Raw genomic sequence first — 26,394 nt, 5'->3', positions numbered from 1 at the left:
TCCAAACTTCTACCAGTCGTAGCCAAGGCTGACCGACTCTTCTTCTTTCTCACCGGTGTAGGGGTTGAACTTCGTGGTACCGCTAATAGTTATTTTCCCACTTTTCGTCGTATAGGTTTCTTCCTGATAACCCCCGCCGAACATCGATTTCTTTTGCGTGAACTCAGGATAGTTGGCCTTTTCATCATGCCACTTAAGCTGCTTCTCTTTGTATTCAGCAGCAGATGAAGATACTGTACTCGCTGGCTCCGGGCCGCTATAACCATAGCGACCGGCAGGAAGTTCGGCCATTGCGTTAACTGCAATAGCAACCAAAATAAAGGGGATGAAAATAGTGAGTGTATATTTTGTAGTATTATGCATATCCGCTTGCCTACCAGAAGACGATAGAATAATCACACAGGATTAATATTGTTATTTACCAACCGAAGCGAGCGACGCTATCAGTACTATTGCCTGTGCGTCCTCTTTCCTGAAGTCGTTGTATACATTGCTGTCTTAAGTATTCTTTTTTCTGCTCTTTACTCATATGACAGATTTTGTTGAGACCATAGGAGGATGCCAAACTATTATATGGATAAACACCATTGCGCTTTCTCATGGTTTCGTAGCAACAGGTCCGGACATTACCAGAATTGCAAGCTGTCAACACAAACAGCGGAATAACCAAAAATCCATTTCTTAAAACTATCAACACCGAAAACCCTTGTCTATTAAGCAATTTATTACGTAAAACCCGTTCTTTCCATTCTCGTTTTTACGATAGTAACACCGTAAAGAGATGATAACAATAATCATTACCATTTTATCACCTCTGCAGATGAGAGGTCTGAACAGTTTACCCTGTTAAAAGGTCATTATTATGTTGAGTCTGACAGCCACTGCTATTCACTATCGCTTTTGATTAAAACCTGGCTTCGTCGCGGCTATTTTCACTACCTCTTCTTCACCCAAGCCCCTTTACCCTTCGATGTCTCCGTTTGTGATCGCCATTCTGATAGCTTCTGCAGTCGCCGCAAGACCTAATCGCTGCCAGGCTGATCGAAGATGGTTTTCGACCGTACGGCGGGAAATTCTCAGCATCGCTGCGATGTCAGCTTTCTCCGACCGGTTGCAGTCCATGCAAGTACCTCATGCTCATGTCTCGAAAGCGTTCCGCCATTGTGCCCACGAACAAGTCCCATCATTCTGCGCAAACGATAGAAAACCGTAACAGCAACCAGTGGGATCCCTGGTTGCTCCTCTGAGGAGCTGTCGACCTTCTCACCGCCAAAGCTTACCGCCCCCTCCAGCCCCGTGCAGGCCAATCACCGGGGTTTGTAAACCGTGGACGCCACTTTCCTGTGGTTTACGCACAACTCGATACAACTCGCCTGTTTGTTCTGAAAACTTGCTCCAGTAAAATGCTCATCAGTTTCTAATACATGTTGGGTCATCGGGCAACGGCGCATATATGTCTGTTCATCGACGGTTCCACCGTTGTTAAACCAGTCCCCTTCGACCCAGAAAATTCTGTCAATCATGGCCACGTGATATGCAGAAGCAGAATAAAAAACATCGCGGCTCTAGCCTAATCATGTCGCAAATTGGCATACGGCAACCTGTATCTCCAGCAGGCTGTTGCTATTTTCGATAGTGATTGCCGTACGAACTGCATTATTTTCCAGCATGTCGTAGTTCTTTACTGACTTCGCTTAATAAAGCTTTCGCGGCAAGTTGACCTAACGCGTTACCGGCCAGCGGGCTATCGCCGGTCAGCATTTTCCTATCCTGACATGTAGCACCGCTGATATCCGTGTTAACTATCTCAAAACCTATCCTTTTTAGCTGCTCGCCAAATTTCCAGGTCAGGTGGCCTGGCATATACCCAATCTCAGGTGTCTGCGCATCCAGTGTATCCGGGAAAGCGCAAATCTTATACCCAGCAAACAGATCGCTACGTTCAACTGAGAGAAATGCAACTGGGCCATGACAAAGCGAAATGATGAATTTATCGTGGGCGATGGCCCACTCGAGAAGATTTTTCACTTCGATACTAGCAGGAAGTCCGATAAGTGCGCCATGGCCACCGGGAATAAATATGCCAAGATAATCCGAATTGTCCCCCAGTTCAGTGCTGAGGACATCTGCGAGTTTCAGCGGTGATTTAAGGTGCTGATGGTATTTAGAAAACAGCCCCGTAACTTCAATATCCTCAGTTGGCATGGCCCAATACTCGAACTTTACCGGGTTACCGGATAGAGTGGCAATATCGAAACTAAAGCCTGCTTTATCGAGATGATACATGGGCAACAGCGTTTCTACCGGATGGTTTCCCGTGGAGAAGAAACTCCCGTTATCCATTTGCAAATAGCGCTCGTCGGTACATAACATCAGGATCTTCCAACGTCCCCCTGTGTAAGGTGAAGGATAATTGGCGTCGCTAAGATTTGATCGAGCTGATGTAAACTGGCTTAGTGAGTACGGTGAAGGGAAAAAAGCATCATATTCAGCCGGGTCCGCTGTCGGATGTTTGTCATTGGAGGTAGTTGCAGTCATGATATTCTCCTGAGATTAATGATATAGCCTTGTCACTATAGAATGATCAGATTACATGTAAATAAGGGATTTCCCTCAGGTATACGGCGAAATGCTATTTAAGGCAACCATTAACTCATTGTTTAACATTACACTTAGTATTGTTACCTATGGAAATAGATATCAATACTGCTTGTCGTGCTTAGCTCATCCATGAGCCGTATCCGCTCTCCCTAAATTATGCGCATGCGGCGATCCGCTCATTGAGCGTGGTGCTTATCTTCTCAACCAGCGATGAAATACTTTCCTTGGTTCTCTGATTGCGTTTGATATCAATGTCAAAAGTATCTGTGATTGTACTGGGAACTCCCCCCAGTAGACATACCCGGTCCGAAAGCATCACGGCTTCTTCAACGCTGTGTGTCACCAGCAGCATCGAGCGTGTATTAATGACCCGCTCTTCCCATAATTCAATCAGATCCTGGCGAAGCTTATTGCCAGTGAAAATATCCAACGCAGAGAATGGTTCATCCATGAGTAAAAGATCCGGCTCAACTGCCAGTGCACGAGCAAACCCGACGCGCTGGCGCATCCCTCCTGAAAGCTCACGCGGGTAGGCTTTTTCATAGCCAGTCAGGCCAATCAAATCCAGCATATCCATTGTTCTTTTATCCACTTCATCAGACGAAAGCCCCTGCGCCTGAAGGCCAAATGCCACACTGTCAAAAACATTTAACCAAGGGAATAACGCAAATGACTGAAAGACCATGCTGGTATTTTTGCCGGGACCGTTGACAGGCAAATCGCAGCACACAATCGTGCCCAAATCAGGTTCGACCAGACCGGCAGCCATTCTCAACAACGTCGATTTACCTGAGCCGGAACGCCCGAGTAATGCAACAATCTCATTCTCTTTGACCTCAAGATTGATATGCTCCAACACCGTGATTTTTTGCTTCCGGTCTTTTTTATAAAATTTGGAGACATTCTTAACTTCCAATACCAAGTTTGAATTTTTCATATTATGTCCTGATAGCGAACTTTTAATTGTTAATCGAATTTGAAACGATTTTCTGCATAGCGATACAGGGGTTGCCAGACGAAAATAATGCACAGCAGCACCATCAAGCACATCGCCAGACATCCTAATGCTTCCTGCGGATTTTGCCCGGCATCGCTGGCGATAGAGATAAAGGCGCCCAGACCATACGTTTGTAGGGTAATTTTTCCCCAGTTTAATACCTCAGCAGCAATCGCAGTATTCCATGCCCCCCCGGCTGCCGAAATAACGCCTGTGACGATATAAGGGAAGACGGCCGGAAGCGTGAATTTAGTCCACCACAGCCATCCGCGAAGATGAAAAATTTTACTCGCCTCAACCATCTGGCTGGGGATCATTGATGTGCCAGCGATGACGTTAAACAGAACATACCATTGTGTACCGAGCATGATCATTGGGATGGTCCAGCTCCCCAAATTCTGGTGCCACGCCACAATCATAAAAGCAATCAACGGATAAAAGACGTTGGCAGGAACCGCAGCGAAAACCTGAATAATTGGCTGGAAAAAACGAACCAGACCGGGCCGTAGACCAATCCAGACACCAAGCGGCGTAAAGATAATGACGCTAAGTACCATGGCGGCAATGACCCGCCCCGCAGTTAACCCCATCCAGCCCGGAAGTGAAGTCAGATACTCCTTAGGAATAAACAACCACAGCTGATGACCGTAGTAAATGCAGCCAACTACGATTGCCAGATACCACAAGCTTGACCACAGCCAGTTCATTTGGCCCAGAACAGCAAACACGCGATGAAGCCGTAATCCATACCAGATTTTTGGTAATACAAACAACCAGATCCGGGAGAACTGTTTACAAACGTGCTCCAGCCCATGTCCAATCATTGAATGACTCAGACAGTGATAGAACCATGAACTGGGTACTTTTCTGTCACTCACATCCTCATATTTAAACTGATGAGCGTAGCGGACTAACGGGCGAAAGAGTAATTGGTCAAAGATGACGATATTAACGATAAGCGCCAATACCCCGCGAATAACACCAGGAACACTACCATCCTGAAGCGCAATACCGATATAAGAACCAACGCCAGGTAAATTTGTACTCCCATTACCTACTGTCAGCATCTCGGAAGCTATCAATGCAAACCAAGCCGCAGACTGCGATACCATCGTATTCCACAGTAACCCGGGAAATGAGTAGATAAACCCCAGCCGCCAGAATTTCTGCCATGGGTTATAGCGGAATGCATCCGCCGCTTCTACCAGTTCGTTAGGCACCACTCTTAGCGTCTGGTACAGCGTCAACATCATATTCCAGGCTTGCGCGGTAAACACGGCAAATATCGCTAAACCCTCAAGCCCCATAACACTATGTGGGTAAAGTCCCAGGAAAAAGGCGGTAGTGAAAGTCAGGAATCCTACTAACGGTACAGACTCCATAAAGTTGACAAAGGGCAAAATAACTCTTCTCATCGGTGCATATTTTGCTGCCAGAACCGCGAAGACAATTGAAAATAGCATTGAGTAAAAAAGCCCGATAACCAGGCGCATAGTGGTGCGCAGAGTATAATAAGGAAGAACATGATAATCCAGTCTAATCACAGGTAAATCACGCCCATTGAATACGCTATGCATCCCCTGCCAACCGTAGATAAATGAAGCAATACTTGCCATAAAAATGAAACAGACGACTACATCATTAAGCCATGAAGTTGTCTTACTTCTGTGTTCTGTCAATGAATACATAATAAGAGTCTCCGCTCATCAATTCACGCACAGAAAATACCATTCACTGGACGCAAATGAATAATTTAAGATGGAATTTAAAACTCCAAACAGCCACAGAGGTACCCCGTTTTATCCGATCCTCTGTGGCGTATTATGAATTAAGGCAGCAGCGTATTTATATAATCTATAACAGCACGCTGTCTTTTTTTTGCTAATTTATGCAAGATACGACTAACGAGACTTTTCCTGCCCGGGAAGGTTTTATGAATGAAGAAAGGTGATGAATTCCGCGGTGGTTGGCAGACATTCGCCAACGCTGAAAAAGGAATAGTGCTATCAACATCAATTAAAAACATATAACGTTTGGTTGTGAGCAACATGCTACACCTCATCTAAGTGCATAAAATGAAAGGTCATTCTCGACAGTTTTAAGGCAACTGTAATGACTACCTCCATTGCATCCACCTAATTTCAATGCAGATAGTCAGCCTGTAGCTAGCCCTCTCGATGGAGGCTCATCAGAAATGTTGAGTGTCATATCATGTCTCCTCATGAAGATACTGGATTAATTAAGCGGTATCTGGATATTATTGATAAGCACACCGCACTACCTCAATGCTAATGTTATAGCGCAATCTCATGTTCCAGGTAAGATTGCTTCCCATCGGGACCGGCAAGCAGCGCCAGCAATTTTTCGCTAGTTTGCCTTGTTATTGATTGTAGAGTAACTGCTCAATGTCCGACTCCTGTTTTAAAGATGTCCTATTATAACTATGCATCCTCATTCGTAAATAAAAGAATCACTTCTGGTTATGAACTGTTTAGCTATGACAAAATAATAATCCATGTATCCAAATAATACGAGATGTTCATTTTGATATATATATTTCCATTGTCACTGAATAATGGTTGTCGGCTAAATTTAATTACAGGGATAAACGTAATGACACATGATTTCATCGAATATCGAGGAGATAGAAAAGTTAGGTAAAGTTGAAAATAATCGCACAATATCTTACATAATCAGGCTTTATTGCCCGCGGAAACTATCATACTTTTATCCATCAAGGTATTTTAAAGAGGAAATTAACATGACGGATAAAATAAAGATTTCACGCCGGAACTTCTTGTTAGGATCTGGCGCCATTACGGCCGCAACCTTAGTCACCGCACCAGAAACATTAGCAAAGAATTTAGCGCCCTCCCCCGTAGCTGATAATCTCACCCACCAACAAGAGGAGGTATTATCCAAAAATTATCGTTATCATTTTAGTGGAAAGCTGCCTGATCAAATCCCCGAAGGCTACAATATTCTACTTATCACATCAGATCAGGAGCGTTATTTTGATCCATATCCGTTCCCCGTACCTGGACGTGAGCGCTTAATGGCATCAGGCACCACATTCACTAACCATCATATTTGCAGTAGTGTTTGTACGCCATCGCGCTCGGTGTTATATACCGGTTTACATATGCCAGAAACCAAAATGTTCGATAATCCTGGTTTCCCGTGGATGCCGGATAGCCTTGACCCTGAATTAGGCACCATTGGTAATATCATGAGTGACATGGGCTATTATCCTGCCTATAAAGGGAAATGGCACCTAAGTACTTTAATGGAAGATCCAGTAACCAAAAACACTGATGGAAGTACTGATCTCGGCATGATACCCAGGATCAAACTACATGAAATTATGGAAGGATATGGTTTTCACGACTATACCGGAATTGGTGACATTATTGGGCATAGCCATGGCGGTTATTTATACGATGAACTCACTGCTGCAGAAGCGATAAACTGGTTGAGAGATAAAGGTAGTGAAATGCAATCTAATAATAAGCCGTGGTTTCTGGCAGTCAACCTGGTTAACCCTCACGACACGATGTACATAGATACAGACAGTGACACCGATACAAACCAATGGCACGGCGCTCTGATTCTCAACAGTAACTCTTCAACACCAAATAAAGCACCACAAAATACGATTTATCTGGACTCATGGCCCGAGGTTCCGCTCGCCCCCTCCAGACACCAGGCGTTCAGTGAGCATGGCAGACCACCAGCGCATCTTGAGTATCAACTATGTAATGGTTTAATGGTTGGAAATATTGCCGATCAGGATCGGCGCTGGCGAATTCTCCAGGATTACTATTTTAACTGCATTCGGGATAACGATACTCATTTGGTCAGGATCCTCGATGAACTAGATGCGTTAAATTTAACGAAAAATACTATCATTGTTTATACCGCCGATCATGGTGAGTTATGTGGCGCTCATCAGATGAACGGCAAAGGTACTTGTACCTATAAAGAGCAAGTTCATGTGCCAATGATAATCAGTCACCCTGCATTTCCTGGTGGCAGAAAATGTTCATCGCTCACTTCCCATGTAGATATCGCTCCCACCCTGGTTGGCTTGACGGGCAAAGCAAACAAAGCCAAAAGCCTTACACTGAAAAACCGTAAAGGATATGACTTTAGTACACTTTTATTTAATCCAGAATCATCTCCCATTGATGCTATGAGAAAAGGCATTTTATATTGCTACGACATGCTGTTATTTTCTGATGCGACCTATATTGGCAATATGTTTAAAATCATTAGAAATGAAACGTTAAGTAAAGAAGAAAAGCAACAACGTTTTTCTGTACTGTCCCCTGACCTCAGAAAAAGAGGTGGCGTCCGGATGATCTTCGATGGACGATATAAGTTTACACGCTATTTTTCATTACAGCAGCACCATACGCCTCAGACCCCGGATGCACTTTTTAGCCTTAATGATATTGAGTTATATGACTTGAAGACGGATCCCCATGAAATGAACAATCTGGCAAATAATCACCAAAACGTATCCCTAATTTTGAGCATGAACGAAAAATTGAATGCATTGTTCTCAAACGAAATCACAGGAAAAGACGACGGAAGCTGGATCCCTCCCCTTCATGGTATCCGCTGGGATCTCGATCCTGAAAGAGTTCGTCGTTTAATAAGAGATTAATTTTAATTGAGATGAAAACATCATGTATCGTCAATGTCATGTTATGGCTAAACCCGGTGGTGCGAAATGCAACATCGATTGTAAATATTGCTTCTATCATGAAAAGCAGTCGTTATATCCACAGCGTAAGCAGCACTGGAAAATGTCAGAAGAGACTCTGGAGGAGTATGTTAAGCAGCACATCGCGGCACAACACTCCCATCCGGTGACGTTCTCCTGGCAAGGCGGTGAGCCCTTGCTCTTAGGGCTTCCCTTTTTTAAGCGGGTTGTCGAACTCTGTCAGCGCTATGGTCAAGGGGTGAAGATAACGCACACGTTGCAGACCAACGGGATACTGCTTAACGAAGAGTGGGCAACCTTTCTCGCACAGCACCGTTTTATGGTTGGGCTCTCTGTTGATGGGCCCGAAACTCTCCACGATCGTTACCGCATCAGTCATTCGGGGAAAGGTAGCCATCGATTTGTGATGAAAGCATTATCGCTGCTGCATCGCTTCCAGGTCGATTTCAATACGCTGACGGTAGTGGGACACCATAATGTCGCCCACGCCGGTGAGGTCTATGAGTTTCTTAGGCATAGTGGTTCACGCTACATGCAATTCATTCCGCTGGTTGAACGAGTGAGTACAGAAGCAAACCCACGACTCAAATTGGTAACACCCGACGAACGGAAAGCGCGTCTGGCCCCATGGTCAGTACCTTCGAAGCAGTACGGCGAGTTTCTGAGTCAGGTATTTGACATCTGGATCCGCCGGGATATTGGCCAGATTGCGGTGCAAATGTTTGATGTCGCCATTGCGGCCTGGACTCGACAACCAGCCGTACTATGCGTTCATGCGGAGACCTGTGGACATGCTTTTGCATTAGAGGCGAATGGCGATCTGTACAATTGCGATCACTATGTCTATCCGCAACATCTTCTTGGTAATATCCATCATGATAGTATTGATGCAATCAATAACAGTGAAGCCGCCATGGCGTTTGGTCTGGCCAAAAAGTTAACCCTCACCGATGACTGCAAAGTCTGTCAGTTTCGCTTTGCCTGTCAGGGGGGCTGTCCAAAACATCGCTTTAGCCGGTCGTCATCAGGCACGGCAGGACATAATTATCTGTGCGCGGGTTATCAGCATTTTTTCAAGCATATTCAGCCCGTTATGAACCTGTGGGCTGCGTTGCTGGCTCGAGGCTGTCCCCCTGCGGCTCTGATACAGTATTTGCGCAAGCAGCATCGATTCTCACTTCGTCGAGCGCGGTAAAGAATTGCTGCAATAGTCGAGAGCGAGTTTCCTTGCGGTGGAACATCACCATTGGAATGGTGAGCGTTTCTATCAACGGTATATAGGCTATCCCGGGCATTGAAATCAAACGGGCTGAGGCCGGTGCCACGGTCATTCCGTAACCAGAGGCAATGAGCAGTAGCGCCGAGTCGTACTGCTCTACCTCAATGACTCGCTGAGGTTTCACATCGAGTGAAACCAGTCGTGCCAGTAACTCATCGGCAAGGCTCGGTCTTTTTTGGTTGGTATAAATGATGAATCGTCCCCCGTTAAACGTGGCCAGTGAAACAGCGCAACCGCGTTTGGCCCGGGGATGTGTTTGTGGTAATACGGCGATAAGCTGTTCCTGATACAGCGTGATTTGTTCTATATCATCAGCAACCACATTGATTCGGCCTATACCAATATCGATATGCCCAGCACGTAGCGCTTCCACCTGCTGTATACTGTTCATCTCTACTACCTGAACTTCTACTTCAGGACACAACTGTATGAAACGTCTGACAACGGACGCTAAATGGGCGTGAAAATTGGCTGAGACAAAACCAATTTTGATTACGTTGACTTCCGGATGAAACATGCGCTGCGCGTAGCCTTGCATCTGTTCTGTGCGCTGCAAAATCTCTTTTGCTTGCTGATAAATAAGCGCCCCCGCTACGGTTGTCTTTAATGGCCGGGAACGCCTGTCGATGAGTTCCCCACCCATTTCATTCTCCAGCTCCTGGATCCGCTGGCTTAATGGTGGTTGCGATATACAAAGATGAGCGGCGGCTCTGGAAAATGAGCCTAATTCCACCACGGTGACAAAATACTTTAAACGCCTTAGATCCATCGAGCCCTCCTGGTTGTAAGAAAATGATACAACTCTATATCAAGCTGATATTCTGAAGACCATAATGATATTTCAATAGCGGACTTTTTTAAAACATACTTTGAAGCTCGTTTAATATCAGTATAAATATACGGAAGAGTATTTCAATATGAAAAATAAAATTGCATTAGAGGAACATTTCGCTACTGAGGATACTTTAGAAGACTCCTATGACTCTATCTATCCAGAGAAATGGCATGAAATTAAATATCATATTCAGGCGGTCGGCGAGCAACGTCTACGTCAAATGGATAACGCGGGTATTGAGTTGGCAATAGTGTCATTAAATGCACCTGCTATTCAGCGCATCCACGATCCTGTTCGTGCTATAGAGGTCGCGCATAGAGCCAATGATGCGCTGGCGGAACAGATCGAAAAACATCGCGATCGCTTTCGTGGATTCGCCGCTTTGCCAATGCAAGACCCGGATGCTGCTACGGAAGAAATGACCCGATGTTTTGTGGATTTGGGGTTCGTAGGTGCACTGGTCAACGGTTTTTCTCAACATGAAAGTGAGGATACCGCTCTTTATCTCGACGATGGTCGTTATGATGCGTTCTGGGAGGTGTTTGCCGCCTTCCAGCGCCCTTTTTATCTCCACCCACGTAATCCGCTCCCGTCCCGAGCGCAGGTCTACCAGGGGCATCCCTGGCTACTGGGGTCTGCCTGGGCGTTTGGCGTTGAAACAGCCACTCATGCGTTGCGCCTGATGGGTTCAGGATTGTTTGACCGTCATCCCGATCTCCAGCTCGTTCTGGGTCACCTTGGCGAAGGTTTACCTGCCCTTATCTGGCGAATTGATCATCGGGTTGAGAATGAGCCACGAGGGTATCCGTGCAGCCATTCTTTCCAGCACTACTTTAGCCATAATTTTCACGTAACCACCTCTGGAAATTTCCGCAGCTCCGCTCTGCAAGTTGCTCTTCAGGAACTTGGCATTGAACGCATAATGTTCTCTACGGATTTTCCCTTTGAAGAGATGCAATGGGCATCAGACTGGTTTGATACGCTACCGCTCAGTGAAAATGATAAATTGAAAATATCTCGTCACAATGCGCTGAATTTATTTAATCTTCCTCACTAATTAAAAGCCTATGAGGTCTGCGTCAGACCTCATTTTAAGTGCGTCTGTTAAAAATTTATTGAATTAATATGTCATACCATGAGATTCACGCGACTTAGGTTTAAAGGATGAACGATGTCAATGATTCGACTGACCGGAGTATTTTTACTTCCCGGGTTATTATTGGGATGTGGCGATCTGGATCAAATTGACATTCATCCGGAACTGAGGACGACGTTGATTGAACGCCCGCGCCTGGAGGTCGAACAGTGTTTGGGTAAGGCTGCGAAAGTGCATCAGTTGCATTTAGTCCACAGCGGGATTCTTCCCGACAATACCGATAAATTGTTGCTCCAGGGAATTCAGCAAAAGAATATTGCTGAAGTTGAGATCAGTGCGAGGGGAAACGATGTAACAGCAGTTGATTTTTATTACCTGCCACACAGCGTAAACCGTTTTGATGACATTGAAGCAATACTTGCGGCATGCAAAAGGTAACGGCAATCGAATTAATTATGAAACTACTCATCCACTCTATCCTGCTCTCCGCACTTTGTCTCTACGCCACTCAGGTCATGGCCTTTCAGAGCACATCGCCAGAGCTGCCTTTTTCTACTGAACAGCCAGTACGTTCGGAGCAACAGATCCAGCAATATGTCTACTCAGAACAACATGAGCCGTTACAGACGACACCGCTGGGAAACTGTCACGCCAGCCCAGTTCCGGGTTGTAACTATCCCTCTGAAGCAGAGAAGGAATAAAGCGATCATCGTCCGGACGGCTAACCGGCGGTGCTCTTACTGTAACGTCTTCATAGTAATCGGGTGAGTCGTCGGCGGCATATCGTATTTTCCATGTGTGATACCTGTGCCGTTACGCTCAGCCAGCAGAGGGCGGAAATTGATGGCCGTTTTGCTAGTTTCTGCCTCAACCAACGTCTTCCCTTGTATCTCACTGTTGGTCGTGTTTTGCGTATCTCAGCGGGCTGGCCTGGCGCCAGCCCGCTCGGTTTACAGCACCTTGCTGAGGAACGCGGCGGTGCGTGGGTTGCTCGGCGCGCTAAAGATCTGCCCCGGCTTGCCCTCTTCCTGAATCACGCCCTGGTCGATGAAGATCACCCTGTCGGCTACTTCGCGGGCAAAGCCCATTTCGTGAGTCACGATCACCATGGTCATCCCCTCGCTGGCGAGGTTTTTCATCACCTCCAGCACGTCGCCCACCAGCTCCGGATCCAGCGCCGAAGTGGGCTCATCGAACAGCATAATCGACGGCTTCATCGCCAGCGCACGGGCGATGGCTACCCGCTGCTGCTGGCCGCCGGACAGGCTCGAGGGCCAGGCGTCGCGCTTATCGCTTAAGCCCACCTTCGCCAGCAAGGCGTCCGCCAGGTCGACCGCCTGCTGGCGCGGCATATTGCGCAGATTCATCGGCGCCATAATCAGGTTTTCCAGCACCGTCATATGCGGGAACAGGTTAAAGCGCTGGAACACCATGCCGACGCTTTCGCGCATCTTGTTGAGGTCGGTGGTCCGGTCGTGGGCGGCAAAGCCGTTAACCACCACCTCGCCTTCGCTGACCGTTTCCAGGGCGTTCATGCAGCGCAGGAAGGTACTTTTTCCCGAGCCGGACGGGCCGATGATGCACACCACTTCCTGCGGTTTAATATCGCAGCTAATGCCGCGCAGCACGTGGCTGTCGCCGAAGCGCTTATGTAAGTTATTAATGTGAATCACTTTTGCCAAACCTCTTTTCCAGACGGTTAACCAGCTGCGCCAGCAGGAAGGTGATCACCCAGTAGACCAGGGAGATGGTCAGGTAGGGTTCCCAGTAGGTGGCGTAGGCGCCGGAGACGGTGCGCGCGGCGTAGGCCAGATCGGCCAGGCCAATCGCCGAAGCCAGCGACGAGTCTTTAACAATGGCGATGGCGTTGTTGCCCAGCGGCGGCAGAATGCGGCGAAACGCCTGCGGCAGGATCACCTTGCGCATGGTTTTCCACCACGGCATGCCCAGCGCGCGGGAGGCCTCCATCTGCCCTTTGTCGATCGACTGGATGCCGGCGCGGAAAATCTCCGACACATAGGCTCCGGCGTTAAGGGTGATCGCCACGATGCAGGAGAGGAACGCCCCGTAGCTGGCGCGCAGCTCGCGGGCAAAGTCAGCGCTCATCAGGCCGCTGGTCACCAGCAGGCCGTCGCGCGGGTTGATAAACAGCGGCACCAGCGCAAAGTGCACCACCATAATCTGCACGAACAGCGGCGTACCGCGGAAGGCGCTAACGTAAAAACGCACCGGAAACTGCACCAGGTAGCGGAGAATATATTTCCACGGCCCGTGCTCGGCCTTCGCCATCCGCCCGAGACCGAGAGTTAACCCCCACAGCGTCCCGAGGATCACGCAGATAATGGTACATTTAATCGTCATCAGGGCGCCGTCCACAAACAGCGGGCCGTACTCCTCGATGATCTCCCAACGGAATCCCGTCATAGTCCTTCCCTAAAAAATACGGCTATCGCCTGGGCGATAGCCGTGGTCACTGAAAAAGGTGGATTATTGCGCTGGCAGCGTCGGCACGTTGTCGTCGAACCAGGTTTTATAGATTTTGGCGTAAGTCCCGTCAGCAACAATCTTTTGCAACCCGGCGTTGATCTTGCCCAGCAGTTCGCTGTTGCCTTTCGCCACCGCAATACCGAAATACTGACGCTCAAATTTGGCATCCGGCACCAGCTTGAACTGCTTCTCCGGGTGCTGTTTGATGTAGTACTTCACCACCCCGACGTCGCCCACCGCGGCGCTGACGCCGTCCTCAAACAGCTCCTGGAGCATCAGCGGGGTATTATCGAAACGCTTGATCGCGGTGCTGTTTTTGCCCAGCACCTCAGAAACCACGATATCGCCGGTGCTGGAGTTCACCACCCCGACCTTCTCGTTTTTCAGGGCCGCCAGCGAATCAACCTGCGAGTCCTGGGCGACGACGATAGACTGCTCGGCCGGGAAGTACGGCGCGGAGAAATCGACCATCTGTTTGCGTTTATCGGTGATGGTGATCCCGGAGATGATGATATCGCGGTCGCCGGTGTTCAGCGTGGCGAAGATGCCTTCCCATGGGGTATTGACCAGCTTGACGTCAAAGCCTTCGGCTTTAGCGATGGCTTTGATGATGTCGATGTCGAAACCTTCCAGCTGTTTCTGGCTGTTTTCAAATTCAAACGGCCGGTAGGTGCCGCCGGAACCGACGGTATAGGTTTCCGCAGCCGCCTGTCCGGCTGCCGTCAGCGCGGCCATCATGAAACACGCCTTGAGCAAATTCTTGACCATGAGATTTCCTTTTTATGCATTTATTTTGCATAAAAATACACACACTGACTTTTATATGCAACCGGAAACCTTCCCGCTGGTGAATTATCTCTTCAACTGCCCCGTTTACCGCCGGATTTACCGATGGCCCGGTGCAGGTCGTTGATTCGTTTCAGGGATTTCACCGTTTTTTGTGGCGTGGTGGAGGCCACCGACAGGACAATCATCTCCAGGCAGACCAGCACCGTGCCGTGCAGCGGCATCCGGCTGCTGTCCCCGCCGCGCGGGACGTCGATCACCACCTGCGCCTCCTGGCTGAAGCGCGAGTCCACCGCCTGGGTCAGCAGGATGGTCGGAATACCCAGCCGCTTCGCCTCGCGCAGGGTGGTCATCCCTTCGCGATGGGGGGATTTTTGCCCCATCATGATCAGCACATCGCCGCGCTGCAGGCCGATAAGCTGCTCGGCGAGGCTGAAGCCCGTGCGGTTCATCACATACGCCGGCAGGCCAATGCGGCTGAACAGCCGGGCGGTGTACTCGGCGAGGATCCCCGAGGCGCCGATGCCAAAGATCCCTACCTGTCGCGCGTCGCTGAGCAACGCCACCGCCTGAGCCACCGCCGCGCGGTTGTCGGCCCGCGACAGGACCTCGCACACCCGCTGATGGCCTTCAAGCACAAAATCAATACTGGAGTTGACGTCGCTGGAGAGCGCCGTGACCGTCGAGCGCATCTTTTCCGCCGAGGTGACCGAGGTGCCGAACCAGCGCTCCATGGTCTGCTTAAGCTCGCGCAGCCCGGCGAAACCCAGCGCCTGGATGGCGCGTACCACCGTGGCGTCGGAGGTCTGGGTCGCCGTGGCGATCTCCATCGCCGTATGCTCCAACACCACCTCGCGGTTGTCGTTAATATAGCTGACCACGGCCCGTAGCCGGGGGGAAAGCTGGTGCGCCCGGGCGCGATAGCGTTCGCCGAACAGATCGACTTTGCCCTTCTCTTTTTTTACCGCGCTTTTCATTTGGCCTCCGCCGGGATCGGCCTGCCGGCAATATGCGACTGCACCTGGGCCACCATCAGAGACAGCGCGGCGTAGGAGTTAGAGATCACCTCTTCCCGCGGCAGCAAAATATAGTGCCCGGTGCGGCAGGCACGCAAAAAGTCACACCAGCCGGGCATCACACCTTCCATCGCCTGCAGCTCATCCTGCGGCTTACCGCCGGTATCCGACCGCCAGGTGGCGAAGACAAAATCGGCGTCCAGCTCCGGCAACTGTTCAGCGCTGACATCAATGCGCTGACCGTCGGGGATCCGCTCAATCAGCGGCGGAAAGCGGAACCCGGCGTCGCGCAGCACCCGGCCCAGCGCATGATACGAATGATGCACCGTGACCTTGCCGTTGTTCGCCTGGATCACGGAGACGCTGTACTGCGGTGGGTTGACCATCGCTTTCAGCTGTTTGATTTGTTCCTGATAGCGGCGCTCAAGGATCGCCAGCCGCGGCTGGGTGCCGGTCAGCTGCGCCAGCTTGCGGTAAATCTCCGGGGCGCTACCCTGCAGATGGTCGATGCTCACCGTCGGGGCAATCTTCTCCAGTTGCTCCACTGACACATGGCGGCTGGGCTCGGTGATAATCAGATCCGGCTTTGCGGCGGCTACCGCTTCCAGATCGATATCGGCGGTGCCAATAAAGCGGATATCACTGTTGTCGAAATCGACACCGGTGAGCTGGGCGCTGGCGCGCAGATAGTGGCTGCCGTCCGGGCGCGTCCGGCCGTGGCTGGCGATCGGCGGCACCCCGAGCTCAATCAACGGAATGGTAATATCGAGATCGTGCATCGAAACAATGCGCTGCGGATGCAGCGGGACGGTGACCGTGCGGCCTAAATCATCGGTGAAAGTTTGAGTTTGTGGGGCGGCGGCGCTGACGGCCCCCGTCAGCAACAGCAGCAATGAGACGAACCAACGCATACTACCTTCCTGGTTAAAGGGCATCACGGCGACGCCAGAGCAAGACAACAAAGAATGGGCAGCCCACCAGGGCAATGACAATCCCAGCCGGGATCTGCAGCGGGGCAAACGCCAGCCGGCCAAGGGTATCGGTTACCAGCACCAGCAAGGCGCCAATCAGCGCGCTGCCGCACAGCAGCGATACCTGGCCGCCGCGCAGCACAAAACGCGCCATATGCGGCGCCATCAGGCCCACAAAGCCCAGGCTGCCGACGCAGGAGACGCTGGCCGAGGTCAGCAGCACCGGCGCGAAAAAGCGCAGCATCGTCAGCTGCTGCAGACGTACGCCGAGGCCGATGGCGGTCCGGTCGCCCAGCAGCGCCACGTCCGCCGCCCGGGCGGTACAGAACAGGATGATGGCCCCGGGCAGCGCCCAGCAAAAGGCCACCGCCAGCAGCGGCCAGGTCGCGGCCTGCAGGCTGCCCGCCAGCCAGATCATCGCCGTCTGCACGTCGCGAACGTCGGCGGTGGTCATAAAGATGCCGACCGCTGCCGCCAGAGTCCAGGAGACGCCGATGCCAATTAAAATAAAGCGCGGCCGCGAACAGTCGCGCGCCAGCGTCAGGACCAGCAAGGCCACCGCCACGCCGCCGACCATTCCCGCCAGCGGCCGCCAGACCAGGCCTACCGCCGGGAAAAACAGCACCAGCGCCAGCGCCACGATGCTGGCCCCCTCTTTGACGCCAATCAGCCCCGGGTCGGCCAGCCCGTTACGGGTGATGCTCTGCATCGCCGCGCCGGCCATCCCCAGCATGGCCCCGCACAGCAGCGCCATCAGGATCCGCGGCAGGCGGATATCAAACAGAATAAAGCGCGGCTGCTCGCCCATATCCTGCGGCGCCAGCAGGGCCCGCGCCAGCGTCGACGCGGGCAACGGAAAGCTGCCGCGGCTGAGGCTGTACAGCCCGAGCGCCAGCAGCATCAGCATCATGATGGCGGCAATGTTGAGCGCCGCCGGGCGCAGCAGCAGCTGGCGGGAGGCGATAACCAGCGGCCGAAAACCGGCCCGGTGAACGGCGCGCGTCATTTAAAAAACCTCGCGGCGATAAAGATAAACAGCGGTGCGCCCACCAGGGCGGTCATCGCCCCGGTCGCCAGCTCCTGCGGCGCGACCAGCGTCCGGGCGGCGATGTCCGCCAGCACCAGCACCAGCGCCCCCACCGGCGCCGCCAGGGGCAGCGCCAGACGGATATCTTCCGTCACCAGACGGCGCACCACGTGCGGCACCACCAGCCCGACAAAACCGATCGGCCCGGCCACCGCCACCGCCGCACCGCACAGCAGCGCAATCGCCAGCAGACCCAGCAGCCTCGTCTGGACGAGATTAATGCCAAGGCCCAGCGCCACCTTATCCCCCAGCGCCAGCACATTAAGCCGTGGGGCAATGAGCAGCGCGACGCCAAGGCCGATCAGCGCCGGAACCAGCGCCGTCTGCAGCGTGCTCCAGTTCAGTCCGGCCAGGTCGCCGGCCAGCCAGGTACGCATCGCCAGCAGCGTCTGTTCATCGAGGATCAATATCGCCGCCGTCACCGCCGACGCAAACGCTGACAGCGCCACTCCGCACAACGTGATGCGCAGCGGCGTCGCCCCGCCGCGCCCGGTAGAGGCCAGCGCCATCACGCCGCCGAACAGCAGAGCCGCGCCGCAGGCGGCGGTCAGCGGGCGCCCGGCGGGGAAAGCGCCGAGAGACAGGCCCAGCGCAGAGGTCGCCACCACCGCCAGCGAGGCGCCGGCGTTAAGGCCGAGAATATGCGGCTCGCCAAGTGGGTTACGGATCACCGTCTGCAGCAGCAGCCCGGCGACGCCGAGCGCCGCGCCGGTCAGCAGCGCTGCCGCCAGCCGCACCAGGCGCAGATCGACGATGATTCGCTGGTCGAAGTTGCGCGGATTGTACTCCAGCAGCGCCTGCAGCACCGTCTGTGGGGCGATCCAGCGGGCGCCTAAGCCAAGATGCACCAGCGAGGCGGCGATAAGCAGTAGCGTTAGCAGCAAGAGCGCCAGTCGGGGGCGGGCATGACGCCGCGCGGCGTACAGAACGGCGGCGCTCATGCGTCAACGGCCTGGCGGGCGCGAAACGGCATAAAGAACGGTTTGCCGGTTTGCGGGTTAATCGACATCTGCACGTCAACGTCAAACACGCGTTTAATCAGCTCAGGGCTACAGACGTCGTTGTCGCTAATCGTGCCGGCGATGCGCCCCTGTTTGAGGAATACCAGCAGATCGGCATAGTTCACGGCAAAGTTGAGGTCATGGAGCACCGTCACCACCGTGCGGCCATGTTCGCGGGTGAGAGTCTGGAGCAGCTCGAGGATATCGACCTGATAGCGCAGATCGAGCCAGGTGGTCGGCTCATCGAGCAGAATGGTGGCCGTTTGCTGGGCCAGCGCCATGGCGATCCAGCAGCGCTGACGCTGGCCGCCGGAGAGGCTGTCCACCGGCAGATGGGCGAATTCGGCGGTACCGGTTAAGCGCAGCGCCTCCTCCACCGCCAGCTCATCGGCCTCGGACCACTGGCGCATCAGCCCTTGCCATGGGTAGCGCCCGCGCGAGACCAGCTCGAAAACCGTTAACCCTTCCGGGGTCACCGGCGATTGCGGGAGGATGCCCAGCTGGCGCGAGACGGCTTTCGTCGGCATCTGGTGAATGGCTTGCCCGTCCAGACGCACGCAGCCGCCGAGCGGTTTCAGCATTCTGGCGATGGTCGAGAGCAGCGTGGATTTACCGGAGCCGTTCGCCCCGGCCAGCACCGTCATTTTGCCGGTGGGAATGGTCAGGTTGATATCGTCAACGATCAGGGTCTGGCCGTATCCGGCCGACAGGGCATCCAGTACGATCCCCTGCTCTGCAGGTTTCACCCGCTGTGGCATAACTCGCTCCTGCGCCGCAGCGTTCCAGGCCATCGCTGAACAGTCTGCAGTCAAACAAAAATAAATCTCATTCTCTTTTGATCATGACGGGGATAGATGTAGTAGTCAATACTCGCCATTGTCATCCATCCGTCGCGAGCACTACAGCGAGGCTGCGCTACAGTAAAACCAATAAAATCATTTAATATCAATAAAATAACAACACACCACCTCATTGAAAAGACGTGATGACCCCGCCATTCCCCACCGCCAATTTTTTATCTTACATAACATTTACTACTACATCCCTTCATGATTGAATGATTCTCAATTACACATCTGAAGGCGCGTTCAGACGCTAAACAGAGTGCTTTTATTATTCAGGGCAATGATTTTATTGGCTTAATCTGACCGCAAAGGCAGATTCGTTCACGAGAAACAGATAATGACTCAACCCCATGTCGCCTGCAGAGCGTTGCAAGGGCGCGCGCTTTTTTCGCTTCTTTTTTTAGCCTCACCGGGATTAATGGCCGCCGACAATAGCGCGGCGAAAAGTAATAACGACGCGGAAGAGACCATCACCGTGGTGGCCGACGGCGCGCAGCAGAGCGCCACCAGCGGCTATCAGCCACTCAGCTCCGCCACCGCGACGCTGACCTCGATGCCGCTGCTGGATATTCCGCAGGTGGTTAATACCGTCAGCGATCGGGTTCTCGAAGATCAGCACGCCACCTCACTCGATGAGGCGCTGTATAACGTCGCTAACGTGGTGCAGACCAACACCCTCGGCGGTACCCAGGACGCCTTTACCCGCCGCGGCTTCGGCGCCAACCGCGACGGCTCGATCATGACCAACGGTCTGCGCACCGTGCTGCCACGCAGTTTTAACGCCGCCACCGAACGGGTGGAAGTCCTGAAGGGGCCAGCTTCGACGCTGTACGGTATCCTCGACCCCGGCGGGCTGATCAACGTCATCACCAAACGGCCGGAGCGGCAGTTCTCTGGTTCGGTTTCCGCGACGTCCACCAGCTTTGGCGGCGGTACCGGCAGCTTCGACGTCACCGGCCCCATCGAAGGCACGAATCTGGCGTACCGGCTGATTGGGGAATACCAGAATGAGGATTACTGGCGCAATTTTGGTAAAAACAAAAGCAGCTTTATCGCCCCTTCCCTGACCTGGTTTGGCGAGCGGGCGACGGTGACCGCGTCCTATTCGCACCGCGACTACAGCGCGCCTTTTGACCGCGGCACTATTTTCGATCTGAACACCGGCCATGCGGTGAACGTCGATCGCAAAACCCGCTTCGATGAAGCGTTTAATATTACCGATGGTTATTCCGATCTCGCTCAGCTCAACGCCGAGTATCGCCTTAACGACGCCTGGACCGCGCGCTTCGACTACAGCTACAGCCAGGATAATTACAACGATAACCAGGCGCGGGTGATGGCCTATGATTCGGCGACCGGCAACCTCACCCGCCGGGTCGACGGTACCCACGGTTCAACGCAGAAGATGCATTCCACCCGCGCCGACCTGCAGGGCAACGTGGTGGTGGGCGGCTTTTATAACGAACTGCTGACCGGCGTCGCCTATGAGAATTACGATCTGCTGCGCACCGATATGCTGCGCTGCAAGAACGTGAAAGGCTTTAACATCTATCATCCGGTCTACGGCACTCTCGACACCTGTAATACCGTCTCCGCCTCCGACAGCGATCAGCGTATCCAGCAGGAGAGCTATGCCGCATACGTGCAGGACGCGCTGTACCTGACTGACAACTGGATCGCGGTCGCTGGCGTGCGCTACCAGTACTACACCCAGTACGCCGGTAAAGGCCGACCATTTAACGTCAATACCGATAGCCGCGATGAGAAATGGACGCCGAAAGCCGGCCTGGTCTACAAGGTGACGCCGAACGTCTCCCTGTTCGCCAACGTCGCCCAGTCGTTTATGCCGCAGTCGTCGATCGCCAGCTATATCGGCGAGCTGCCGCCGGAAGAGTCCACCTCTTACGAAGTGGGCGCCAAATTCGACCTGTTAAACGGCATTACCGCCAATATCGCGCTGTTTGATATTCATAAGCGTAACGTGCTGTACACCGAGAGCATTGGCGATGAGACAGTGGCCAAAACGGCGGGCAAGGTGCGTTCCCAGGGCGTGGAAGTGGACCTGGCCGGGTCCATCACCGATAACCTCAGCGTGATCGCCAGCTACGGCTACACCGACGCCAAAGTGCTGGAAGATCCGGATTACGCCGGGAAACCGCTGCCAAACGTACCAAAACATACCGGTTCGCTGTTCCTGACCTATGACATTCATAACGTCTATAACAGCAACACCCTGACCGTCGGCGGCGGCGGCCATGCGGTCAGCAAGCGCTCCGGCACCAACGGCGCGGATTATTATCTGCAGGGCTATGCGGTGGCGGATGTGTTCGCCGCCTATAAGATGAAGCTGCAGTATCCGGTGACGCTGCAGGTGAATGTGAAGAACCTGTTTGATAAGACCTATTACACTTCCTCGATCGGCACCAATAACCTCGGCAACCAGATTGGCGACCCGCGCGAAGTGCAGTTCACGGTGAAGATGGATTTTTAAGCCGGACCATGGCGTCGCGCCGGATGTTCATTGCCGGGCGGCGCTGCGCTTGCGCCGGCCTGCAACTGCATGGCCTGCAGTCCTTCCCCTTCCTGTCGAGTTCGTAGGCCCGGTAAGGCGCAGCCGCCACCGGGCAAAAATGTGGCGCCTGGCGCCGGATGTTCATTGCCGGGCGGCGCTGCGCTTGCGCCGGCCTACAACTGCATAGCCTGGGGTCCTTCCCCTTCCTGTCGAGTTCGCAGGCCCGGTAAGGCGCAGCCGCCACCGGGCAAAAATGTGGCGCCTGGCGCCGGATGCCCATAACCGGGCAGCGCTGCGCATGCACCGGCCTGCAACTGCATGACCTGCAGTCCTTCCCCTTCCTGTCGAGTTCGTAGGCCCGGTAAGGCGCAGCCGCCACCGGGCAATGCGTTCAGCTTACCAGTCCTCCTCCTGGCCGAGGATGCGCAATATATCCTGACGATGCTGCAGCAGTTGCGGGTTATCGCGATGACGGGGAAAATCCAGCGGCAGCGCGAACTCGGCGATAATCCGCCCTGGACGCGGCGACATCACCAGCACCCGCTCGCACAGCAGCAGCGCCTCTTCGATATCGTGGGTCACCAGCAGGCTGGTATACCCCTGCTGCTGCCAGAGGGCGATCAGCTCCCGCTGCATGCTGATGCGAGTCAGGGAATCCAGCTTACCCAACGGCTCGTCGAGCAGCAGCAGGCGCGGTTCGTTCAATAAGGCGCGCGCCAGCGCCGCACGCTGCGCCATCCCCCCGGACAGCTGCCGCGGCCACGCCTCGCTGAAGGCCTGCAGCCCGATGCGGTCAATCAGCGCGTCGGCCTTCGCCTCCAGCCCCTTTTTGCCCTGTGCCTGCGGGCCCAGCAGCACGTTCTGCCGTACCGTCAGCCATGGGTAGAGCGTCGGATCCTGAAACACAAGGATCCGCTCCGGCCCCGGGGCGCCGGGCGCCGCACCGTCGATCTGCATCTGTCCGCTCTGCGGCGCTTCCAGCCCCGCCAGCAGCCGCAGCAGGGTTGATTTGCCGCAGCCGGAAGGGCCCAGCAGCGCCACGCTTTCCCCTGGGCGCAGCTGCAGACTGATATTCTCCAGCACCGGTACCGTCTGTTTGCCAAGCGTAAACGCATGATGAAGATGGCTGATGGATACCGCCGCGCCGCGCGCTATCGCCGGCGAATCTGGCGTCGCTGTTACCATTGCATTCCTCCTCGCTGCCAGCTCAGCAGCCGGTCACGCAGCATAAATAATCCGCTTATCAGGCCGGAGCATAACAACGCCATTACCAGCAGCGCGGCGTACATATTCGGATAGGCCGCCCAGCCCTGGGCCCACTGGAGGTAAAAGCCGATCCCCGACTTCACCCCGACCATTTCGGCGACAATCAGCACCGAAAACGACGCGCCGAGCCCCATAAACAGGCCGACAAAGACGTTCGGCAGCGCGGCGGGGATCGCCACCCGCAGGATCAGGAAACGCTGGCTGGCGCCGAGGGTCCGCGCCACGTCGTACCACGCCTTATCAATGCCCATCACTCCGGACCAGGTCAGCACCGTGACCGGGAACCAGGTGCTCAGCGCGATCAAAAACACGCTGGCGCCGAAGCTCGAGGGAAAAATAAACAGGCACAGCGGCAGCAGCGCGGTGGACGGCACCGGGCCCAGCAGACGTAACACCGGATGCACCCAGTAGCCAATCCGTTGCGACCAGCCGATGGCCAGACCGGTGATGAACCCGCTGCTGGTGCCCAGCAGCACGCCGAGCCCCAGCAGCCCCAGCGAGTGCAGCAGGCTGTCGAGCAGGCGCGGCCAGTCGTCGTGCAGTACTTCGATCAGCGCCTGCGGCGGCGCGAAAAACGGCACCGGCAGCACGGCGCTCTTGGCGGTCAGCCCTTCCCAGACAGCAAACAGCACCGGCAACAGCGCCAGCCACTTGCCGGCATGCCGCACACGCGCGCCGCGCGCTCGCCAGTAGCGATAGCTCAGCGCCAGCAGCAGTAATCCACTGCCGAGGGTGAATTGCGCCAGCGCCCACCCTTCGCTAAACGGCCAGCGCCGCCCGGCATCGGGCCAGGTCAGAGTAAACAGACCGCCCAGCAGCCACAGCGCGGCGGCCAGCAGCCCTTCTCCCCATAGCGGCGCGCGGCCGGTGGGGCGCGCCAGAGCCTGCTCAGGCGAATACGTTGGCATAGATACTCTCCGCGAACTGATGGGGATCGGTACCCGGCTTGATCACCTGCACCCGCTGCAGGTCGACCGCGTACTGCGTCAGCTCTTTCACGAATGCTTCGCCCACCGCATGATGGCCGTGGCCCTGCCCGTGCAGGATGCCGCTCACCTCCGCTTCACTGGTGTTCAGGGCATGGGCGAGGAAGGATTGCGCCACGCTTTCCGGATGCGCAGCGGCATAGCTGTGCGCCTCAAGGATCGCCTGGGTGAGCGCGGCGGCGGCCGGTTTATGGTCCCGCGCCAGGCTCCCGCTCACCCCCAGCACGCAGCAGCTGAGGTTGGCATAATCCCCGGTCATATTGCTGGCGATCAGCTGATACTTGCCGGTCTCCAGCAGACGATAGCTGAATGGCTCGCTGCCGCTGATGGCGGCGATTTCGCGCTTGTCCAGCGCCACGCTGAGCAGATCCGCCGGGTAGACTTTCCACTGCACGTCGCTGATCGGGTCGATACCGTGGCGCTTAAGCAGAATGGCGAAGAAGTTTTTATCCGGCCCGGCCATATCAGTGACGCCGATGGTTTGTCCCTTCAGGCTCTCGAGGCCGCCGAACGGCGAGTCTTTGGCCGTCAGCAGGTTCAGACAGCCGCCGTGGGTTCCGGCGGTGAGCTTGACGTCAAAGCCCTGCTCCAGCGCCTTCAGCCAGCGCAGCGCCATCCCCACCCCGGCGTCGGCCTTACCGGTGGCGATCGCCTCCAGCAGTACATCGGTGGAGTTGCCGAAGTTAACAAACTCAACGTCGAGGTTATATTTACTGAAAATCTTCTGCTGCTCGGCGACGGCGACCGGCGCAAGGCATACCGCGCTTTTATTGATCGCCAGCTTGATCTTGTAGGGCTCTGGCAGGCGCAGCGCCGGATGGGCATCGCCGCTGGCCATGTCCGCCATATCGTGAGCCCACAGCGGCAGAGAGACCCCGGCCAGCGCCAGGCCGCCGCTGAGCTGTAAAAAACGGCGGCGGGAAAAAGTGTTTCTGGTCATGGTGTCACCTCGGCGGCGGGCACGCTAAAGCTGGGGTCAAAGGTCGGCTTCACGTCCAGCCGGGTGCGGATCAGGCCGTTGGCGAGATAAAAGTCCGCCGTTGCCTGCTGCTGGGTCACCGTTTCCTCTGCCAGCGGCTGCCACTGCGACTGGCGGTTGGCAAATTGCGCGCGGGCGATCTCCGCCGGGAAGCGGATGATCTCCCCCAGCGTTTTGCCGTAGCTGTCGAGATTGGCGTAGGCCCAGCGCTCAGCGCCGGCCAGGCGCTGGAGATAATCCTGCAGCGCGGCGCGTTTTTGCGGATCGTTAAGCGCGGAATCCGTTGCCGCGAGGAAGGTATTCCCCGGCAGCAGCCCTTTGCCGCTCACCAGAATCTGCCCCTCGTTGGTCTTCACCATTTGGGTGGTGTAGGGCTCCCAGGTCGCCCAGGCGTCTACCGAACCGTTAAGCAGCGCCACTTTGGCGTCCACCGGGCCGAGGAACACCCACTGCACCTCCTTCGGTGAAATCCCCGCCTGCTCCAGCGCTTTCAGCGCCACGAAATGACCAATCGACCCTTTACCGGTGGCGATGCGTTTGCCTTTTAAATCGGCGCCGCTTTTTAACGTGCTGCCGGGGGAAACCAGCACCGCGGTCCCCGCCGGGTTGCTTTTATCCACGGCAATGGCCTTGACCGGCGCACCGTTGGCCAGGGCAAAGAGCAACGGCGCATCGCCGATGATCCCCGCGTCCACGGCGCCCGCGTTGAGGGCTTCCGCCAGCGGCGCGGCGGCCGGGAACTCGGCCCACTTAATGTCGTAAGGGAGATTTTGCAGGGCGTTGGCCGCCTCCAGCTGCGAACGCATGCCGCCTTTTTGATCGGCGATACGCAGGGTGATCCGCTCCTGCGCTGTCGCGTAGCCGCCCAGCGCCAGCAGCATCAGCGCTGCCGCTACCCGGCCTGAAAATGATAGACGCATC

Annotated in this window: 23 protein-coding genes and 1 pseudogene; 6 read left to right on the top strand and 18 right to left on the bottom strand. The window is 54.4% G+C overall.

Features of this window, described 5'->3' with window-relative positions; genetic code table 11:
- Positions 1 to 9: 9 nt before the first annotated feature.
- The 5 genes from R0140_RS11280 to R0140_RS11260 all read right to left on the bottom strand — a co-directional run bounded on the left by R0140_RS11280 (position 10) and on the right by R0140_RS11260 (position 5,286).
- Positions 10 to 363: a hypothetical protein gene (locus R0140_RS11280; protein WP_317704034.1), complete on the bottom strand. Its 354-nt coding sequence runs from the start codon at positions 361 to 363 to the stop codon at positions 10 to 12.
- A 597-nt stretch (positions 364 to 960) separates the two neighbouring features.
- Positions 961 to 1,083, bottom strand: a complete 123-nt coding sequence (locus R0140_RS11275; RefSeq protein WP_317704057.1) for a LuxR C-terminal-related transcriptional regulator — start codon at positions 1,081 to 1,083, stop codon at positions 961 to 963.
- Between the two features lie 573 nt (positions 1,084 to 1,656).
- Complete coding sequence (hchA, locus tag R0140_RS11270; RefSeq protein ID WP_317704033.1) at positions 1,657 to 2,538, bottom strand: glyoxalase III HchA; 882 nt, start codon at positions 2,536 to 2,538, stop codon at positions 1,657 to 1,659.
- A gap of 217 nt (positions 2,539 to 2,755) precedes the next feature.
- Positions 2,756 to 3,538 (bottom strand): ABC transporter ATP-binding protein, encoded by a 783-nt coding sequence (locus R0140_RS11265; RefSeq protein ID WP_123836845.1) that lies wholly within the window; start codon positions 3,536 to 3,538, stop codon positions 2,756 to 2,758.
- A 29-nt stretch (positions 3,539 to 3,567) separates the two neighbouring features.
- Positions 3,568 to 5,286: an ABC transporter permease gene (locus R0140_RS11260; RefSeq protein ID WP_155007183.1), complete on the bottom strand. Its 1,719-nt coding sequence runs from the start codon at positions 5,284 to 5,286 to the stop codon at positions 3,568 to 3,570.
- Positions 5,287 to 6,353: 1,067 nt separating this feature from the next.
- On the opposite strand from R0140_RS11260, the gene R0140_RS11255 reads away from it, so the two are divergent.
- Positions 6,354 to 8,267, top strand: coding sequence for a sulfatase-like hydrolase/transferase (locus R0140_RS11255; RefSeq protein WP_317704056.1), 1,914 nt, complete (start codon positions 6,354 to 6,356; stop codon positions 8,265 to 8,267).
- A 22-nt stretch (positions 8,268 to 8,289) separates the two neighbouring features.
- Positions 8,290 to 9,522, top strand: a complete 1,233-nt coding sequence (locus tag R0140_RS11250; RefSeq protein WP_023322811.1) for an anaerobic sulfatase maturase — start codon at positions 8,290 to 8,292, stop codon at positions 9,520 to 9,522.
- On the opposite strand, the gene R0140_RS11245 is transcribed toward R0140_RS11250, so the two are convergent.
- Positions 9,419 to 10,375: a LysR family transcriptional regulator gene (locus R0140_RS11245; RefSeq protein ID WP_023322812.1), complete on the bottom strand. Its 957-nt coding sequence runs from the start codon at positions 10,373 to 10,375 to the stop codon at positions 9,419 to 9,421. The two genes, R0140_RS11250 and R0140_RS11245, sit on opposite strands and share 104 nt — an antisense overlap.
- A gap of 148 nt (positions 10,376 to 10,523) precedes the next feature.
- On the opposite strand from R0140_RS11245, the gene R0140_RS11240 reads away from it, so the two are divergent.
- From R0140_RS11240 to R0140_RS11230, 3 genes are all read left to right on the top strand, one after another.
- Positions 10,524 to 11,498, top strand: coding sequence for an amidohydrolase family protein (locus R0140_RS11240; protein ID WP_023322813.1), 975 nt, complete (start codon positions 10,524 to 10,526; stop codon positions 11,496 to 11,498).
- Between the two features lie 114 nt (positions 11,499 to 11,612).
- Entirely contained in the window at positions 11,613 to 11,975 is a 363-nt protein-coding gene (locus R0140_RS11235) for a hypothetical protein (RefSeq protein WP_032735853.1), read from the top strand.
- 17 nt (positions 11,976 to 11,992) lie between these two features.
- Complete coding sequence (locus R0140_RS11230) at positions 11,993 to 12,238, top strand: hypothetical protein (protein WP_123836844.1); 246 nt, start codon at positions 11,993 to 11,995, stop codon at positions 12,236 to 12,238.
- Between the two features lie 249 nt (positions 12,239 to 12,487).
- Here the strand turns inward: R0140_RS11230 and R0140_RS11225 are convergent, their stop codons facing one another.
- From R0140_RS11225 to R0140_RS11190, 8 genes and pseudogenes are all read right to left on the bottom strand, one after another.
- A complete protein-coding gene (locus tag R0140_RS11225; RefSeq protein ID WP_012967953.1) occupies positions 12,488 to 13,210 on the bottom strand; it encodes an amino acid ABC transporter ATP-binding protein in 723 nt (240 codons plus the stop codon).
- Positions 13,197 to 13,961 (bottom strand): amino acid ABC transporter permease, encoded by a 765-nt coding sequence (locus tag R0140_RS11220; protein WP_004151161.1) that lies wholly within the window; start codon positions 13,959 to 13,961, stop codon positions 13,197 to 13,199. The genes R0140_RS11225 and R0140_RS11220 overlap by 14 nt, the downstream gene beginning before the upstream one ends.
- A 63-nt stretch (positions 13,962 to 14,024) precedes the next feature.
- Complete coding sequence (locus tag R0140_RS11215; RefSeq protein ID WP_008804504.1) at positions 14,025 to 14,792, bottom strand: basic amino acid ABC transporter substrate-binding protein; 768 nt, start codon at positions 14,790 to 14,792, stop codon at positions 14,025 to 14,027.
- Between the two features lie 92 nt (positions 14,793 to 14,884).
- A pseudogene (locus R0140_RS11210) lies at positions 14,885 to 15,818 on the bottom strand (MurR/RpiR family transcriptional regulator).
- Positions 15,784 to 16,761 carry an iron-siderophore ABC transporter substrate-binding protein gene (locus tag R0140_RS11205; protein WP_074456603.1) on the bottom strand — a complete coding sequence of 326 codons (978 nt, stop codon included), beginning with the start codon at positions 16,759 to 16,761 and terminating at the stop codon, positions 15,784 to 15,786. Before R0140_RS11205 ends, R0140_RS11210 begins: the two are co-directional and overlap by 35 nt.
- Positions 16,751 to 17,803 carry a FecCD family ABC transporter permease gene (locus tag R0140_RS11200; protein ID WP_317704032.1) on the bottom strand — a complete coding sequence of 351 codons (1,053 nt, stop codon included), beginning with the start codon at positions 17,801 to 17,803 and terminating at the stop codon, positions 16,751 to 16,753. The genes R0140_RS11205 and R0140_RS11200 overlap by 11 nt, the downstream gene beginning before the upstream one ends.
- Entirely contained in the window at positions 17,800 to 18,825 is a 1,026-nt protein-coding gene (locus R0140_RS11195; RefSeq protein WP_155007185.1) for a FecCD family ABC transporter permease, read from the bottom strand. Before R0140_RS11195 ends, R0140_RS11200 begins: the two co-directional genes overlap by 4 nt.
- Positions 18,822 to 19,643 carry an ABC transporter ATP-binding protein gene (locus R0140_RS11190; RefSeq protein WP_023297800.1) on the bottom strand — a complete coding sequence of 274 codons (822 nt, stop codon included), beginning with the start codon at positions 19,641 to 19,643 and terminating at the stop codon, positions 18,822 to 18,824. The genes R0140_RS11195 and R0140_RS11190 overlap by 4 nt, the downstream gene beginning before the upstream one ends.
- Positions 19,644 to 20,148: 505 nt before the next feature.
- Here R0140_RS11190 and R0140_RS11185 point away from each other — a divergent pair.
- Positions 20,149 to 22,221 carry a TonB-dependent siderophore receptor gene (locus R0140_RS11185; RefSeq protein ID WP_072122350.1) on the top strand — a complete coding sequence of 691 codons (2,073 nt, stop codon included), beginning with the start codon at positions 20,149 to 20,151 and terminating at the stop codon, positions 22,219 to 22,221.
- 417 nt (positions 22,222 to 22,638) lie between these two features.
- On the opposite strand, the gene R0140_RS11180 is transcribed toward R0140_RS11185, so the two are convergent.
- The 4 genes from R0140_RS11180 to R0140_RS11165 are packed head-to-tail and all read right to left on the bottom strand — an operon-like array spanning position 22,639 to position 26,393.
- Entirely contained in the window at positions 22,639 to 23,427 is a 789-nt protein-coding gene (locus tag R0140_RS11180; RefSeq protein WP_012541422.1) for an ABC transporter ATP-binding protein, read from the bottom strand.
- Positions 23,421 to 24,416, bottom strand: a complete 996-nt coding sequence (locus R0140_RS11175) for an ABC transporter permease (protein ID WP_012541421.1) — start codon at positions 24,414 to 24,416, stop codon at positions 23,421 to 23,423. The genes R0140_RS11180 and R0140_RS11175 overlap by 7 nt, the downstream gene beginning before the upstream one ends.
- The gene (locus R0140_RS11170) at positions 24,397 to 25,434 is read right to left on the bottom strand and encodes an ABC transporter substrate-binding protein (protein ID WP_032733194.1); all 1,038 of its coding nucleotides are present in this window, start codon (positions 25,432 to 25,434) and stop codon (positions 24,397 to 24,399) included. The genes R0140_RS11175 and R0140_RS11170 overlap by 20 nt, the downstream gene beginning before the upstream one ends.
- On the bottom strand, positions 25,431 to 26,393 hold the full coding sequence (locus tag R0140_RS11165; RefSeq protein ID WP_008804495.1) for an ABC transporter substrate-binding protein: 963 nt from the start codon (positions 26,391 to 26,393) through the stop codon (positions 25,431 to 25,433). The genes R0140_RS11170 and R0140_RS11165 overlap by 4 nt, the downstream gene beginning before the upstream one ends.
- Between the last annotated feature and the right edge of the window lies 1 nt (position 26,394).

Origin of the sequence: Klebsiella sp. w6 (assembly GCF_033100215.1) — a bacterium.
GTDB classification, from domain to species: domain Bacteria; phylum Pseudomonadota; class Gammaproteobacteria; order Enterobacterales; family Enterobacteriaceae; genus Klebsiella; species Klebsiella variicola.
The sequence above is the reverse complement of the archived record's forward strand: the minus strand, read 5'-3'. Positions and strand labels throughout refer to the sequence as shown.

Coding starts and splice junctions, on each gene's coding strand:
- R0140_RS11185 (WP_072122350.1), top strand. CDS start 20,149: ATGGCCGCCGACAATAGCGCGGCGAAAAGTAATAACGACGCGGAAGAG.
- R0140_RS11240 (WP_023322813.1), top strand. CDS start 10,524: ATGAAAAATAAAATTGCATTAGAGGAACATTTCGCTACTGAGGATACT.
- hchA (WP_317704033.1), bottom strand. CDS start 2,538: ATGACTGCAACTACCTCCAATGACAAACATCCGACAGCGGACCCGGCT.
- R0140_RS11180 (WP_012541422.1), bottom strand. CDS start 23,427: ATGGTAACAGCGACGCCAGATTCGCCGGCGATAGCGCGCGGCGCGGCG.
- R0140_RS11220 (WP_004151161.1), bottom strand. CDS start 13,961: ATGACGGGATTCCGTTGGGAGATCATCGAGGAGTACGGCCCGCTGTTT.
- R0140_RS11195 (WP_155007185.1), bottom strand. CDS start 18,825: ATGAGCGCCGCCGTTCTGTACGCCGCGCGGCGTCATGCCCGCCCCCGA.
- R0140_RS11200 (WP_317704032.1), bottom strand. CDS start 17,803: ATGACGCGCGCCGTTCACCGGGCCGGTTTTCGGCCGCTGGTTATCGCC.
- R0140_RS11260 (WP_155007183.1), bottom strand. CDS start 5,286: ATGTATTCATTGACAGAACACAGAAGTAAGACAACTTCATGGCTTAAT.
- R0140_RS11230 (WP_123836844.1), top strand. CDS start 11,993: ATGAAACTACTCATCCACTCTATCCTGCTCTCCGCACTTTGTCTCTAC.
- R0140_RS11265 (WP_123836845.1), bottom strand. CDS start 3,538: ATGAAAAATTCAAACTTGGTATTGGAAGTTAAGAATGTCTCCAAATTT.
- R0140_RS11250 (WP_023322811.1), top strand. CDS start 8,290: ATGTATCGTCAATGTCATGTTATGGCTAAACCCGGTGGTGCGAAATGC.
- R0140_RS11205 (WP_074456603.1), bottom strand. CDS start 16,761: ATGCCCTTTAACCAGGAAGGTAGTATGCGTTGGTTCGTCTCATTGCTG.
- R0140_RS11235 (WP_032735853.1), top strand. CDS start 11,613: ATGTCAATGATTCGACTGACCGGAGTATTTTTACTTCCCGGGTTATTA.
- R0140_RS11175 (WP_012541421.1), bottom strand. CDS start 24,416: ATGCCAACGTATTCGCCTGAGCAGGCTCTGGCGCGCCCCACCGGCCGC.
- R0140_RS11245 (WP_023322812.1), bottom strand. CDS start 10,375: ATGGATCTAAGGCGTTTAAAGTATTTTGTCACCGTGGTGGAATTAGGC.
- R0140_RS11275 (WP_317704057.1), bottom strand. CDS start 1,083: ATGCTGAGAATTTCCCGCCGTACGGTCGAAAACCATCTTCGATCAGCC.
- R0140_RS11215 (WP_008804504.1), bottom strand. CDS start 14,792: ATGGTCAAGAATTTGCTCAAGGCGTGTTTCATGATGGCCGCGCTGACG.
- R0140_RS11170 (WP_032733194.1), bottom strand. CDS start 25,434: ATGACCAGAAACACTTTTTCCCGCCGCCGTTTTTTACAGCTCAGCGGC.
- R0140_RS11280 (WP_317704034.1), bottom strand. CDS start 363: ATGCATAATACTACAAAATATACACTCACTATTTTCATCCCCTTTATT.
- R0140_RS11190 (WP_023297800.1), bottom strand. CDS start 19,643: ATGCCACAGCGGGTGAAACCTGCAGAGCAGGGGATCGTACTGGATGCC.
- R0140_RS11165 (WP_008804495.1), bottom strand. CDS start 26,393: ATGCGTCTATCATTTTCAGGCCGGGTAGCGGCAGCGCTGATGCTGCTG.